Genomic DNA, 13,808 nt, shown 5'->3' on the forward strand with positions numbered 1-13,808 from the left:
GACGGCAGCCACTATAGGGCGGGCCCGCGTTCCTGGCTCCCCAGCTCACGCAGGCCGGGAAGGACGTGCTCGGCGAAGGTCCGCAAAAACCGCTCCTGATCATCCCCTGGCCCGTGGAAGACGAGGTGGTCGAAGCCGAGGTCGGTGTAGAACTTCACGGCAGCGACCGCCTCGGCGGGGTCGGAGGCGACGATCCAGCGCCGCGCAACCTGCTCGATCGGCAGCGCGTCGGCGGCGGCCTCCATCTCGGCGGGGCTGTGGATCGAGTGCTTCTGCTCGGCGCTGAGCGACAGCGGCGCCCAGAAGCGGGTGTTGTCCAGCGCCAGCTCGGGGTCGGGATCCCAGGACAACTTGATCTCGATCATCTTCTCGATCGGCTCGTCGGCGCGGCCCGCCTTGGCCCGGCCCTCGGCGACCGCGGGGATGAGGTCGTCGGCATACAGGTCCCGGCCCTTGCCGGAGGTGCAGATGAAACCGTCACCGTGGCGCCCGGCATACCGGGCCACCATCGGGCCCCCGGCGGCGATGAAGACCGGGACCGGCTCGTCGGGGCGGTCGAAGATGCGCGCGTCGACGGTGCGGTAGTACTCGCCGTCGAAGGTGACCGCGTCCTCGCTCCAGAGCCGGCGCATCAGCTGGACCGCTTCGCGCAGCCGGGCGAAGCGCTCCTTGAACGCCGGCCACTCCTGGACCGAGCCGACGGCGATCTCGTTGAGCGCCTCGCCAGTGCCGAGTCCGAGGAGGACGCGGCCCGGGGCCAGGCAGGCGAGCGTGGCGAACTCCTGGGCGATGACCGCCGGGTTGTAGCGGAAGGTCGGCGTCAACACCGAGGTGCCCAGCACGATCCGCTCGGTGCGCGCGGCCACATACGCGAGCCAGGTGAGCGCATTTGGCGCGTGCCCGCCGGTCAGCCGCCACGGCTGGTAATGGTCGGAGATCGTCGCGCTGTCCAGCCCGAGTTCCTCGGCAAGGATCGCGTATGCCGCCAACCGCGCCGGATCAAACTGCTCCGCCGACGCCTTGTAGCCGATCTTGATGCCCGCCATGCCGGCCAGCCTAGTAGTGCGCCAGTAGCGCGCCAGCAGTGTGCCAGCAGTGCGCCGAGGTCGTCATTTCTCGCCGAAGTCGTACTACCGGTAGTCAGACCTCAGCAAGAAAACCAGACCTGCGCGAATTAAACACTGATCGCGTCGAGCTCGACCTCGACCTTCCACCGCTCGTCGACCAAGCCGGCGACGACGACCATGGTCGCCGCCGGCCGGATGTCGCCGAAGACCTCGCCGTGGGCCTGCGAGACCGCGTCGACAACGTCGGTGCTGGTGATGAACATCCGGGTCCGGACGACATCCTGCGGGGTGCCGCCGAGCTCCGCGAGCGCCTCCAACGCGATCTCGAAGCACCGCCGGGCCTGCACGTGCGGGTCGAGCACCACGCCCCCGTCGGGCCAGATCGGGGCGGTTCCGCTGACGGCGATGTGGTTGCCCAGGCGGACAGCGCGGCTGAACCCGACGCGGGCTTCGTAGGGCGATCCGGAGGCGGCATGGCGGCGCTCCATAACGAGCACGGCTCCCTTTTGCTAGGTGGTGTGGGTGCACGCTCCGCGTGGGCAGGAGCGGGGACTGGGTGAGGTGACTCTAGGCCTGGCCGATGTCGCGCAGCAGCGCTTGGAACCAGTCGACGTCGGCCCCGAAGGCCTTGCCGCCTTGGATCCGGGGGAATTCGATCGCGCGCAGTTCGTCGCCGCGCTCCTCGTCCTGGCCGACGACGCCGCTCTCGCCGCGCAGCGCCGCGTCGACGGCGAAGTCGGTGCACTGCTTGATCAGAGCAAGGTCCTCGTCGTTGGCGGCGGCTGAGCGGGAGAAGTAGCCGCTCTTTTGGACCATCGTCTTTTCGGCGCCGATGAGCTGGGCGAACTGCTTGGCGAACCAGGAGCCCGGGTTGACCTTGTCGAGCTGGACGTGCCCAAAGGCGTCGCGCGGCACCTTCTCGCCGGCCGCTTCGAGTTCGGCGACCACGTCCTCGGCACCGGCGCCCTCGGAGAGGAAGATGTTGACGCAGCCGTGCTCGTCCATGACCTTCTTGAGGCGCTCGCCCTCGGCGTGGATGTCGATGTGCAGCTCGGGGACATAGACGGCGTGGACGTCCCAGCCTTCCTTGGTGTTGCCGATGCCGGGGACGAACTCGCGGGCCCCGACCCACTCGTGGTAGCGGCGGGCGGTCTCGGCGGTCAGCCAGCCGCAGTGGCGGCCCATGACTTCGTGGACGATGAGCATCCGCGGGTTGGAGGTGTGTTCGCCGATGATGTTTTGGGCATAGAGCGAGCCCTGCTCGGCAGCGGTCCACGCGCCGAGCGTCTGGCGGATCGGGACGACGTCATTGTCGATGGTCTTGGGCAGCCCGACGACCTGAAGTTCGTAGCCGTTCTCGTGCAAATAGGCGGCCAGGTCCGCGGCCGTGGTGTTGGTGTCGTCGCCGCCGATGGTGTGCAGCACGTCGACGCCGTCCTTGGTCAGCTGCTCGGCGGCCACATGCAGCGGGTCCTGGCCCTCGCGGACCAGCCCCCGCTTGACGCAGTCCTTGACATTGGTCAGCTTCACCCGGGAGTTCCCGAGCGGGCTGCCGCCGAAGCCGTGCAGCAGATGCGCGCCCTGACGCACCTCGTCGGTGACGGCGACCGAGGTGCCGGTGAGCAAACCGGCATACCCGTCGAGATAGCCGATGATCTCGACGTCGGGAGCGACCTGCGTATAACGCTCGATCAGACCGCCGACGGCGCTGGACAAACAAGGGGCAATCCCCCCGGCGGTGAGCATGGCGACTTTACGGACGGGCATGGGGTGCGGATCCTTCCTGGGCGGGGAGACCTCTCGAACCCATCCTTGCATCCCCTCCGGTCGTGGCACAGTTCTGCCCATGGGGATCGAGGTGCGCGAGGTCCGGCGGACGTTCGGGTCGGTGGTGGCGGTGGACTCGATCAGCCTGCAGGCCCGGCCGGGCGAGGTCACCGCCTTGATCGGACCCAACGGCTCGGGCAAGACAACCTTGCTGCTGATGCTCGCCTCGCTGCTGGTGCCCGACCAGGGCTCGATCCTCGTGGACGGGAGCGATCCGGTCACCGACCCGCGCGCGGTCCGGGCCCGCATCGGCTGGATGCCCGACGGTTTCGGGACTTGGGATGTGCTGACGGTGACCGAGGTTCTGCAGATCATCGCCGCGGCATACGACATCCCGCGGGCGCAGGCCGAGACCCGGATCCGCGACTTGCTCGCGCTTGTCCACCTCGATGACCTGGCGGATCGGCCGGCGCGGGTGCTCTCTCGGGGAAAAAAGCAGCGCCTCGGCCTGGCCCGGGCACTGATCAACGACCCGAGCGTCCTCCTTCTCGACGAGCCGGCATCCGGACTCGACCCGCGCAGCCGGATCGAGCTGCGCGACCTGGTGCGCGGGCTGGCGGCGCAGGGGCGCACCGTGCTGATTTCGAGCCACATCCTGACCGAGTTGCAGGAGGTCGCCGACCGTGCGGTGATCATCGCTCGCGGCCGGACCGTTGCCGAGCAGGTGCTCGGCGCCGAGGGGGCCCGGAGATCGTCGGCACCTGGCGGGTCACCAGCCTCGACCCGGGTCGGCTGACTGCCTGGCTTCGCGACCGCGGGCGGGATGCGGTGGCCGCCGCCGGTGGCGGCGTCGAGGTCGAGATCGCCGGTGAGCGGGCGGCTGCGGAGCTGTTGCGTGACCTGGTCGCCAGCGGTGTGCCGGTCAGCGCCTTCACCCCGACCCAGGGAGCGCTGGAGAGCGCCTATCTCGCGGCGACGGAGGACCGGCAATGAGCGGACACGGCATCCGCACGGTGGCCCGCCTCGAGCTGAAGCAGCGGGTGCGGGCGGCACGCTGGCCGATCGTGCTCGGCCTCTGGGTGGTCACGATCGCGGCGATCACCGGGCTGACGTGGGCGTCAGTCAACGACCGGCAGTTCGATCAGGGCCCGGCGCTGTATGACGTGGTGACCTTCTGCGTGCTCGGCCTGGGGATGCTCGTCGTCCCGTCGCTGACCGCCACCTCGATCAACGGTGACCGCGAGCACGGGGTGCTGGCCACCTTGCAGACGACGCTGCTGAGCGCGGGCGACATCGTCGTCGGGAAGCTGGTCGCGGCGTGGACGGTGGCGATGATCTTCCTCGCGACCGCGGTGCCCTTCTTGACGTTGGCGTGGCTCGCGGGGGGGTTGGGGATCGGCGCCGTCGCCTTGTCACTGGTGGTTCTCGCCACGGTGCTCGCGGTGATCTGCGCGATCGGGTTGATGTTTTCCGCGCTGACCGCCCGGCCGGTCGCCTCGGCTGTCTTGACCTATTTGACGGTCGCCGCCTTGACCGTGGGGACGGTCATCGGCTTCGGGCTGGCCTACTTCCTCGTCGCCCAGGAGGAGACCGTGCAGGTGCGCCAGGTGCGCGACGACTTCTGGATGGACTTCGAGCGCCAGCAGCCCAAACCCGAGACCGAGGAGGAACTGCAGAACTGGCACCCGCCGGAGCCGACGGCAGCCGACTGCGTCGTGACGAGCGAGCAGCGCACGGTCGGGCACACCGAGCGGATCTGGTGGCTGCTGCCGCTCAACCCCTTCGTCGTGGTCGCCGACGCCGCACCCCGGGCGGCAGCCCGGGCCGACGACGGTGGTGCGTTCACGCCGATGAAGTGGATCAGCGACGGGGTGCGCACGGCCAAGGCCGGCCCGCCGGAGGTCTACGACTACTGCAGCCAACAGGTCTTGGGCACCGGCGACACGACAACGCCCAAGAGCGGGCCGGTGTGGCCCTACGGTCTCGGGTTCCTCGTGCTCGCCGGGGTCGGGGCCACGACGATCAGCCGGGCGCGCGTGCGCACGCCCGTGCGCTCCCTGCCGAGCGGCACCCGAATCGCCTGACCGGCCCCCGGGCTGCCCTGCGGATCACCCGGCTGCCGCTGGATCCTCGTGGGTCACTCGGTGGCGCAGGGGCGAGCCACGGTCTCCGGGGGGGTCGGCGGCGGCTTGGGCGGGATCACGACCTCGCTGAGGGGCAGCAGGTGATCAAAGCCATTGCCGAGCACGATGTCGATCTCGGTGCCGGTCCGCTCGTCCTGCTGCATCCGCGCACCGGGCAGGTGGGTGCGCAGCACCGTGGCCTGCTCGACGCCGTCGGGCCCGAAACGAATAACCGCGACGTCATCGGGCAGGAAGGCGCGGTTGGGGTCGTTGCCGATGGTCCCGGTGTGGAAGGCCCGGGCGCGCAACTCCCTGGCCGCTTCGCCGGCTAGTCCGGCACGCCAGGTGGTGTTGTAGACGTTGATCTTGATCTCGTCCGGCTCGGGGGGCGGCGGTGGCGGCGCGGCGATCAGGCTGCGGAAGCCGTAGCCGAGAACCACCTGCACGCTCTCGCCCGCCCGGCCATCGTCATAGGCAAGCGCGTCGGGGATCTGTTTGGCGACGAGCAGGGCCTGATCGAGTCCCTCCGGGCCGTGATAGACCATCGCCGAGCGCTTGATGTAGACCCCCTCGGGGGCATTGGAGTAGGCATCGACGCGGAAGCCGCGGCGGGTGAACTCCTTGGCGACCGCCTTGGCTTCGCCGGCGGTCTCGGCCGCGTTGAGCACGGTCACATCAAAGGAATCGCGCACGGGGGCGGGAACAGTGACCGGCTCGCAGCCGCCATGGCCCCGATGAAAAAGGCCGACGCCGTAGGCTGCCGCGATGCTCGCGCCGCCGACGAGCAGCCCCGGCAGGGTGACGAGCACGGCCAGTCGGCGCAGTTGACGGACGCGATAGGTGCGCGAAGCCGTCGTCGCTGCGTCACGAGGAGCGTTGACGCCCATCCCCCACCCTCCTGACTCGGCCAAGGACAATCATGCCCCATCCGTCACAGCGGCCGCAGGTGGCGCGGGCCCCGAAAAGGTGAACTCCTGATAACGACCCCCGCCGCCGCGGAGGGGCGTGCGGCAGGTGGGTCAGCGCCCGGTGCCGGCGTAGATGACCGCCTCCTCTTCGGCGTCGAGACCGAAGGCGCTATGGACGGCACGGACGGCGTCATCGAGCCGGTCATCGCGCATGATCACCGAGATCCGGATCTCGGACGTCGAGATCATCTCGACGTTGATGTCGGCGCTGGCCAGCGCCTGGAAGAAGGTGGCCGAGACCCCCGGATGGGACTTCATCCCCGCGCCGACGAGCGACAGCTTGCCGATCTGATCGTCATACAGCAGCGCGGCGAAGCCGATCTCGGGCTGGATGCGTTGCAGCGCCTGCATCGCGCTCGGCCCCTCGGTGGTGGGAAGGGTGAAGGAGATGTCGGTCAGCCCGGTCTCGGTCGCCGACACATTTTGGACGATCATGTCGATGTTGATCTCGGCGGCGGCGATCGCCACGAAGATGCCTGCGGCCATGCCGGTGCGGTCGGGCACACCGACAATCGTCACCTTGGCCTCGCTGCGGTCATGGGCGACTCCGGTGATGATCGGCTCTTCCACTGCCTCTCCTTCGGCCTGCGGCTGGTCGGTGACGAGCGTGCCCTCCTTGTGGGTGAAGGAGGATCGGACATGGATGGGTATGCCGAATCGGCGCGCGTACTCGACGCTGCGCAGGTGCAGCACCTTCGAGCCGCTGGCCGCGAGCTCGAGCATCTCCTCGGCAGTGATGCTGGCGAGCTTGCGGGCGGCGGGGACGATCCGCGGGTCGGCGGTGAAGACCCCGTCGACGTCGGTGTAGATCTCGCAGACATCGGCGCCCAAGGCGGCGGCCAGGGCCACCGCCGTCGTGTCGCTGCCACCGCGGCCGAGCGTGGTGATCTCCTTGGTCTCCCGGCTGACCCCCTGGAAGCCGGCGACGATGACGATGTGGCCATGGCCGATCGCCTCGGTGATCCGCCCGGGGGTCACGTCGATGATCTTGGCCCGGCCGTGCACGGCGTCGGTGATCACGCCGGCCTGACTGCCGGTGAACGACCGGACGCTGTGCCCGAGATCGGCGATCGCCATCGCGAGCAGCGCCATCGAGATCCGCTCCCCCGCCGTGAGCAGCATGTCCATCTCGCGCGGCGGCGGCAGCGGGCTGACCTCACGGGCGAGGTCGAGCAACTCGTCGGTCGTGTCACCCATCGCCGAGACGGCGGCGACGACGTCGTTGCCCGCCTTCCTGGTCTCGACGATTCGACGCGCGACGCGTTTGATGCTGTCGGCGTCGGCGACGGAGGAACCGCCGTACTTCTGCACGACCAGGCTCACCAGGGACTCCAACGGGCTCGCGCGGGCAAGGGGCGGGAGGCATCGTAACGGGTCGCGGCTGGGCCCTCGTCGGCTGTCCGCGCGCGCTTAGCCGCGCAGGAAACGGCGCTCCCTGGTCAGCTCGGTCAGGGCGACCTGCATGGCCGCCTCGACGCGGGCGGCATATGCGCGAGGTGACTCCTGCTCGGTCGCCGGCATCGGCGCAAGCACCCGCGCGACCAGCTTGGCGGGCAGCGGGAGGTAGGGCAGCGGGATCGGCAACCCGTTGGTCCCGACCGTCAACCCGAAGGGCAGCGACAGGGCCACCGGCAGCGCCTTCATCCGCAACAGCTTGTCGATGCGGGTCACTTTGGCGAGGGTCTCGCCGCTGGCCAAGACCATGGCCGTCTCACCCGCGCCCGCCACGACAAGCGGCACGATCGGTATGCCGTGCTCGATCGCCAGGCGCGCGAACCCGCTGCGGCCATGGAAACGGATCTGGTCGCGCTCCCGGAAGGTCTTCGCGGCCTCGAGGTCGCCGCCGGGGAAGACCATCAGGTCGTGGCCCGCGGCAAGCTCGGCGGCCGCGCTGTCGGCGTTGGCCGGCACACAGCCCAGCCCTTGGGCGAAGGAGCCCATCCGGAAGCTCCAGATCAGGCCGTGGGCCAGCGCGGACAACGGCCGATCGCGTGGCTGGAGGTCGAGCAAGATCGCCCACGACGCGAAGGTATTGAGGTCATACAGACCGCCATAACCGTGGTGGCCGACGAAGAGCACCGGCCCGGGAGTGTCCGGGACCTGACCCTGCACCTCCAGCCGATGGTAATTGCGCACCACCTCGCGCGCGACGGCTCCGACGGCTTCACCGGCCGCCCGCAGGATCTCGTGCCGCTGCTGCTCCAGGTCGTCCCAGGGGGTCGTCATCTGCGTGTCCCGGCCGGTCAGGGGTGCAGGGCGTCGAACTCGGCCTCGGCGACCAAGTCCTCGTCGGCATCGAGGCGGACATGGCTAATCAGGCCGTGCAGCACGCGCAGGGCCATGGCCGCGCGCTCGCCCCAGTCGGAGAGGTAGCTGAACTGCCACCACCACAGGCCTTCCAGCACCCGGCCTGCGTCATAGTGGCGCAGCCCGTGATCGAGAGCGGCCGCGACGATCGCGATGTCGTTCGAGAGGGAACCGCTCGTCACGTCGGCGGACGTGACCGGGTCGACGAGATCGGCATACTCGTCCAGACCCTCGAAGGTGTTGGCGATCCCGGCGCGCAGACCGGTCAGGTCGGCGTCGGGTCCGCCGTCGGGTTCGTAGCGTTCGCTCGGGATGACATCCTCGATGGCGCCGAGGCGCGCTCCGGTGACGAGGATTTGGGAGAGCGCCAACAGGGCGAGCGCAAGCGAGGCCTCGGGCGTCTGCCCCGCCGCGACCTCGGACATGGTCTCGAGGAAGACCCGTGCCTCCTGGGCGCTCAGGTCGGCCAGGGCCGCGACATCCGCCGCGATGGGCGGGGTGGGCTGGGGCTGCTCAGGCATCGATCAGTCTCCGTCCTTCGAAGGCCCGGCCGAGGGTGACCTCGTCGGCATACTCCAGGTCACCGCCGACCGGCAGCCCGGACGCGAGGCGGGTCACGCGTAGGCCGAAGGGTTTGAGTTGGCGGGCGAGATAGGCGGCGGTGGCTTCGCCCTCGATATTGGGGTCGGTGGCGATGATGATCTCGGTGATCTCCTCGCCGGCTAGGCGGGCCATCAGCTCGGTGACCCGCAGCTGCTCGGGGCCGATCCCGTCGATCGGACTGATCGCCCCACCGAGGACGTGGTAGCGGCCGGTGAACTCACGGGTCCGCTCGATCGCGACGACATCCTTGGGCTCCTCGACGACACACACGGCGTGCGCGTCGCGGCGGGGGTCGGCGCAGATGCGGCAGCGCTCGGACTCGGCCACATTGCCGCACACGGCACAGAAGCGCACCTTGGCCTTGACCTCGGTCAGCGCGCCGATCAGCCGCTGGACGTCGGCGGCGTCGGCAGCGAGCAGATGGAAGGCGATCCGCTGGGCGCTCTTGGGCCCGATGCCCGGCAGAGTGCCGAGCTCGTCGATCAGATCCTGGACCACGCCCTCATACACGCGGCCAGCGTATGCCCTTGCGCCGACACCTGCCGGGGCAAGCAGGTGGCCGGCGCGCGTGCCTCACTCGCGAACGTATGCCTGCCAGGTCATCCCGCTCGGTCCAGCATCACTGGCGACGAGCGCGGCCGCGTGCCCGTTCCCGGCGGCGATGTCGATGCCGCCCCACGAGTTGAAGCCGCCGAGGGCCTTCGCCGGGCCGAATGCCCGCCGCAGCTGCCGGTGGCGAAGCGGGGCAGCTTCTGTGCGGCACCCCACACGCCGGCGGCCGACATGCGGTACAGCTCGACGTGCCCGCGGAGAAGGGCACCCCCGGTTCCCGGATCGCGCTCCACGACCAACACGGCCCGCCCGGTCACGTCAACCCCGACCCCCATCCGGGCCGGTGGACTCGCTCCACGCCAGGATCGCCTCACCGTCCGATGCTCCCGACAGCAGGACGTCGCTCACATCGGTGCCGCGAGTCGAGATGGTCTGGCCCGGGCCGAAGCCGTCGCCCGCAGTTCCGTCGGTGACCAGATCTGCCCTGGAGGTAGGGCTGGGCGGTGGTGGTGGCGAGACGGGCCGCGATGGTTGCCCGTCCCGAAGGACTCAGAACGACTCTCGGTTGGTTAATCGGCGTCGTCGTGGAGACAACCGTGGCCGCGGCACCCAGGCGGCCGTTCGGCGACCGGAACGCGGCCCTGAGGAGGTAGCTGGCGCCCTGCTGCTCTTGCCAGACGACGACGGCATGCTCCACCGTCGGTCATGGCCACCGCCGGTGTCACGGTGGGTTGTTGCGGGCCGGCGCCGAGTGGGCCCGTCTGCGACCACGGCCCCGCCGGGTCGCGATAGGAGATCCGTCCGTCCATTGTGACCGCGACACCCTGGCCCCCCACCGCTGTGCCAATATGGCGCGGTGAACATCTCGGCGCGGACGGACTACGCGATCCGCGCCCTGCTCACCTTGGCCGCCGCCCAAGCGAACGGATCCGGGCGGGGTGTCGGCCGACGCGCTCGCGGAGGCCCAGGGCTGCCAAAGAAGTTTCTCGAGGCGATCCTGCTTGACCTGCGCCGCAGGGGGCTGGTCAGTTCGCGGCGGGGCAGCGCGGGGGGTTATCAACTCGCGGCTCCCGCGGAGATCATCCGGCTCGGCTCGGTGCGGACGAACACCATGCGGTGTGGTCAAGGTCCGGTGCGGTAGCGTCGGGCGCAGTCAACGTCCGGTGCCGGCGTAGACGACGGCTTCGTCCTCCGTATCGAGGCCGAAGGCGGTATGCACGGCGCGGACCGCGTCGTCGAGCCGGTCATCGCGCATGATCACCGAGATGCGGATCTCCGACGTCGAGATCATCTCGACGTTGATGTCGGCGTTCGCGAGCGCCTGGAAGAATGTCGCCGAGACCCCCGGATGGGACTTCATCCCGGCCCCGACGAGCGAGAGCTTGCCGGCTGATCGTCATACAACAAGGCGGCGAAGCCGATCTCAGACTGGATCCGCTGCAGTGCCTGCATCGCGTTATGTCCTTCGCTTGTGGGCAAGGTAAAGGAGATATCGGTCAGGCCGGTCTCGGTGGCGGACACATTCTGGACGATCATGTCGATGTTGATCTCGGCGGCGGCGATCGCCACGAAGATGCCGGCCGCCATACCGGTACGGTCGGGGACCCCGACGATCGTCACCTTGGCCTCGCTGCGGTCATGGGCGACTCCGGTGATGATCGGTTCCTCCGCTGCCTCTCCTTCGGCCTGCGGCTGGTCGGTGACGAGCGTGCCCTCCTTGTGGGTGAAGGAGGATCGGACATGGATGGGTATGCCGAACCGGCGCGCGTACTCGACGCTGCGCAGGTGCAGCACCTTCGAGCCGCAGGCCGCGAGCTCGAGCATTTCCTCGGCGGTGATCCGCGACAGCTTGTGGGCGGCGGGGACGATCCGCGGGTCGGCGGTGAAGACCCCGTCGACGTCGGTGTAGATCTCGCAGACATCGGCGCCCAAGGCGGCGGCCAGGGCCACCGCCGTCGTGTCGCTGCCACCGCGGCCGAGCGTGGTGATCTCCTTGGTCTCCCGGCTGACCCCCTGGAAGCCGGCGACGATGACGATGTGGCCATGGCCGATCGCCTCGGTGATCCGCCCGGGGGTCACGTCGATGATCTTGGCCCGGCCGTGCACGGCGTCGGTGATCACGCCGGCCTGACTGCCGGTGAACGACCGGACGCTGTGCCCGAGATCGGCGATCGCCATCGCGAGCAGCGCCATCGAGATCGCTCCCCCGCCGTGAGCAGCATGTCCATCTCGCGCGGCGGCGGCAGCGGGCTGACCTCACGGGCCAGGTCGAGCAGTTCATCGGTCGTGTCGCCCATCGCCGAGACGGCGACGACGACGTCATTGCCGGATTTCTTGGTCTCGACGATCCGGCGCGCGACGCGTTTGATGCTGTCGGCGCCGGCATACGGAGGATCCGCCGTACTTCTGCACGACCAGGCTCACCAGGACTCCAACGGGCTCGCGCGGGCAGGGGCGGGAGGCATCGTAACGGGTCCGGCTGCGGCGCCATCGTCGCTGTCCGTCGCCCGGCCGCTATCCGGCGTGCCTGGGCCGGACCCGACGGCCTCGCGGGCGACATGCTGGAGGGGGCGAAGCCCTGCGAGTTCTAGGGTGATCGGTCCAACCGGGTCAGCGAAACTGTCCGTCGCGACGCCGGTTCTCGGGCAGGAGCCAACGGCGCTGGAGGCGTCGCACCCCCGTGCTGACAGCGAGTGCGAGAAGGAGGACACAGGCCATCTCGAGTAGGCCGACCATCCAGACACCCCGGGTCAGCTCCAACCCCGTACCCGCCCAGAGGAATGCGCCTCCCACGACTCCCCCGAGAATCACTGCGACCAGCATCGGAAGGAACGCCTCGATACGTTGGACGTCGCGCACATCCGTCTGCGAGAGCCCGGCGCGCAGCAGGCCGCGATCGGTGCCGATGAGGGAGAGCAGACGATTCCCGAAGGCCAACAGGAATGACAGCAGCGCGAGCGTCGTGGCCGCGACTCCACCAGGAACGACCCAGCGCAACTGCTGGGGCGGCCCGAGAGTCAGGGCCGATTCCAGACTCACGCCCGGCAAGAATCCGTTGGCGACCGCCTCCAACTCGCCAGGAGAACTCGATCGGCCGACAACGAAAACGCGCGTGGAGCCTTCCGAGATCACGAGCTGCTGCGCCGACGGCTCGATCCGCACCTCGTAACCGAGCCGGCTCCGGAGCGCCTCGGCGTCCTTGGTGCTCAACCGATTCGAGGCGCAGGAAACGCCGGCGAGTTCACGCGCAGCAGCGCAGTCCGGGACGAGCACTCGGTTCTCCAGGTCCATCGGCCAGATCCGCTCACCGGGGACGTTGGAGCGAAGGCGCGCGAGATCATCGACGGCAGGTCCCCGCCAGGACAAAGTGAACCCGGTCGTGGTGGGGCCCTGCTCAAGCGTCGCGTGGAGGGCGCGAGCTTGCACACCCGTCCACGCGAGGGTGACGAGAACGAGGATCGCGACAAGGGTCGCTGGACGCGACAATCCGAGCGGACCATAACGCAGTCGCGCAGCGGCCAGCCAAGTGGCTGCTTTCTGGCTGCCGCCGAGCGCTCGAGCGACGGCCGACGTGAGCTGTCGCACACTCGACCCGAGACCGAGGACAGCCGCCAGAAGGCCCACGACCAAGAGCCTCACGGAGGATTGTGCTCGACTGACGATCACTAGAAGAACGCCCAGAGCGAGGGCTCCCGAGGGGAGGGCCAGGACGGACCCGATCCAGGGTTCGCCGCGGCCATGATTGCGTGGCGAGGGGTTCGGGGCCATGGCGGGCAACGAGGCACTCAGTTGCACAAGAGAAACACACAACGCCGCCAACACCGCCAGGACAATGGGAAGCGCGAGGTCGCCAGACCAATAGCGGACCCCCGCTCCAGGGATACCGTCGGTCCGACGACTGACCGCGGCATGAACGAGCAGGGCCAGCGCCGCGCCAGGCAGCGCTATAATCGCCGTCTCCAGAGCGACGATCAGTCGCACGACGGCGAGGCGCACCCCGAGGCGGCGCAGACCGCGCGAGCGCCGGGCGATCGTCGGCGACATCGCCCGGGCGGTGGTGATGGCGAGCGCGAAGGCGGGCAGGACGAACAGGAAGCCAGACGTGACTAGCTCGCGCAGCGCCGGCGGGTGAGGTTGGACGGTCTCGAAGCTCAGCGCGAACGTCCGGCCGTGGGGGGCCTTGTCGCCGAATCCCACAATGCTCATGAGCACCCCGCCTTGCCCAAGGGAGCGGCCGGCGGGAGGCCGCGCATAGATCAGGTATTCGGTGGAGGTTGACGAACCGTCTCGGCCGATCGTTCCATCAGGGCCCGTGCCAGCGCGGTCGATTGTGAAACCGATCGGGTCGGACGGGAATCCGTCATCCCGAAGGCCCTGGGATATTGCGACCATCCCCGGACGGGGCAGCCTGGATAACCCGG

General features: G+C 69.2%; 14 protein-coding genes and 1 pseudogene. 4 read left to right on the plus strand and 11 right to left on the minus strand.

Annotation, left to right across the window (positions count from 1 at the left end; genetic code table 11):
- Window positions 1-11 precede the first annotated feature (11 nt).
- The 3 genes from fgd to V9G19_RS03995 all read right to left on the minus strand — a co-directional run bounded on the left by fgd (window position 12) and on the right by V9G19_RS03995 (window position 2,834).
- Window positions 12-1,046, minus strand: a complete 1,035-nt coding sequence (gene fgd / locus V9G19_RS03985) for a glucose-6-phosphate dehydrogenase (coenzyme-F420) (protein ID WP_462284189.1) — start codon at window positions 1,044-1,046, stop codon at window positions 12-14.
- Between the two features lie 128 nt (window positions 1,047-1,174).
- Window positions 1,175-1,555 (minus strand): RidA family protein, encoded by a 381-nt coding sequence (locus V9G19_RS03990; RefSeq protein ID WP_462284190.1) that lies wholly within the window; start codon window positions 1,553-1,555, stop codon window positions 1,175-1,177.
- A 79-nt stretch (window positions 1,556-1,634) separates the two neighbouring features.
- Window positions 1,635-2,834: a pyrophosphate--fructose-6-phosphate 1-phosphotransferase gene (locus V9G19_RS03995; RefSeq protein ID WP_462284191.1), complete on the minus strand. Its 1,200-nt coding sequence runs from the start codon at window positions 2,832-2,834 to the stop codon at window positions 1,635-1,637.
- A 79-nt stretch (window positions 2,835-2,913) separates the two neighbouring features.
- Between V9G19_RS03995 and V9G19_RS04000 the strand changes: the two genes are divergently transcribed.
- From V9G19_RS04000 to V9G19_RS04010, 3 genes are read left to right on the plus strand one after another with little or no spacing between them, the layout of a single operon-like run.
- On the plus strand, window positions 2,914-3,630 hold the full coding sequence (locus V9G19_RS04000; RefSeq protein WP_462284192.1) for an ABC transporter ATP-binding protein: 717 nt from the start codon (window positions 2,914-2,916) through the stop codon (window positions 3,628-3,630).
- A 32-nt stretch (window positions 3,631-3,662) separates the two neighbouring features.
- Window positions 3,663-3,827 (plus strand): hypothetical protein, encoded by a 165-nt coding sequence (locus V9G19_RS04005; RefSeq protein WP_462284193.1) that lies wholly within the window; start codon window positions 3,663-3,665, stop codon window positions 3,825-3,827.
- The gene (locus tag V9G19_RS04010) at window positions 3,824-4,918 is read left to right on the plus strand and encodes an ABC transporter permease (RefSeq protein ID WP_462284194.1); all 1,095 of its coding nucleotides are present in this window, start codon (window positions 3,824-3,826) and stop codon (window positions 4,916-4,918) included. Before V9G19_RS04005 ends, V9G19_RS04010 begins: the two co-directional genes overlap by 4 nt.
- A 53-nt stretch (window positions 4,919-4,971) precedes the next feature.
- Here V9G19_RS04010 and V9G19_RS04015 read toward each other — a convergent pair whose 3' ends face one another.
- From V9G19_RS04015 to V9G19_RS04040, 6 genes are all read right to left on the minus strand, one after another.
- Window positions 4,972-5,844 carry a LytR C-terminal domain-containing protein gene (locus V9G19_RS04015; protein ID WP_462284195.1) on the minus strand — a complete coding sequence of 291 codons (873 nt, stop codon included), beginning with the start codon at window positions 5,842-5,844 and terminating at the stop codon, window positions 4,972-4,974.
- A 132-nt stretch (window positions 5,845-5,976) separates the two neighbouring features.
- Window positions 5,977-7,248, minus strand: coding sequence for an aspartate kinase (locus V9G19_RS04020; RefSeq protein ID WP_462284196.1), 1,272 nt, complete (start codon window positions 7,246-7,248; stop codon window positions 5,977-5,979).
- An 87-nt stretch (window positions 7,249-7,335) separates the two neighbouring features.
- Window positions 7,336-8,151 (minus strand): 1-acyl-sn-glycerol-3-phosphate acyltransferase, encoded by an 816-nt coding sequence (locus tag V9G19_RS04025; RefSeq protein ID WP_462284197.1) that lies wholly within the window; start codon window positions 8,149-8,151, stop codon window positions 7,336-7,338.
- Between the two features lie 17 nt (window positions 8,152-8,168).
- Window positions 8,169-8,753 (minus strand): DUF5063 domain-containing protein, encoded by a 585-nt coding sequence (locus V9G19_RS04030; protein WP_462284198.1) that lies wholly within the window; start codon window positions 8,751-8,753, stop codon window positions 8,169-8,171.
- Entirely contained in the window at window positions 8,746-9,345 is a 600-nt protein-coding gene (recR, locus tag V9G19_RS04035) for a recombination mediator RecR (protein WP_462284199.1), read from the minus strand. The genes V9G19_RS04030 and recR overlap by 8 nt, the downstream gene beginning before the upstream one ends.
- 63 nt (window positions 9,346-9,408) lie before the next feature.
- Window positions 9,409-9,603, minus strand: coding sequence for a hypothetical protein (locus V9G19_RS04040; RefSeq protein WP_462284200.1), 195 nt, complete (start codon window positions 9,601-9,603; stop codon window positions 9,409-9,411).
- Window positions 9,604-10,243: 640 nt separating this feature from the next.
- On the opposite strand from V9G19_RS04040, the gene V9G19_RS04045 reads away from it, so the two are divergent.
- Entirely contained in the window at window positions 10,244-10,528 is a 285-nt protein-coding gene (locus V9G19_RS04045) for an Rrf2 family transcriptional regulator (RefSeq protein WP_462284201.1), read from the plus strand.
- A 12-nt stretch (window positions 10,529-10,540) separates the two neighbouring features.
- Here V9G19_RS04045 and V9G19_RS04050 read toward each other — a convergent pair.
- Both V9G19_RS04050 and V9G19_RS04055 read right to left on the minus strand, forming a co-directional pair.
- Window positions 10,541-11,811: pseudogene (locus V9G19_RS04050) on the minus strand (aspartate kinase).
- A 186-nt stretch (window positions 11,812-11,997) separates the two neighbouring features.
- Window positions 11,998-13,593 (minus strand): hypothetical protein, encoded by a 1,596-nt coding sequence (locus V9G19_RS04055; RefSeq protein ID WP_462284202.1) that lies wholly within the window; start codon window positions 13,591-13,593, stop codon window positions 11,998-12,000.
- Window positions 13,594-13,808 lie beyond the last annotated feature (215 nt).

It is taken from the genome of Nostocoides sp., from assembly GCF_037045025.1.
In the GTDB taxonomy this organism is placed as follows: Bacteria; Actinomycetota; Actinomycetes; order Actinomycetales; family Dermatophilaceae; genus Nostocoides_A.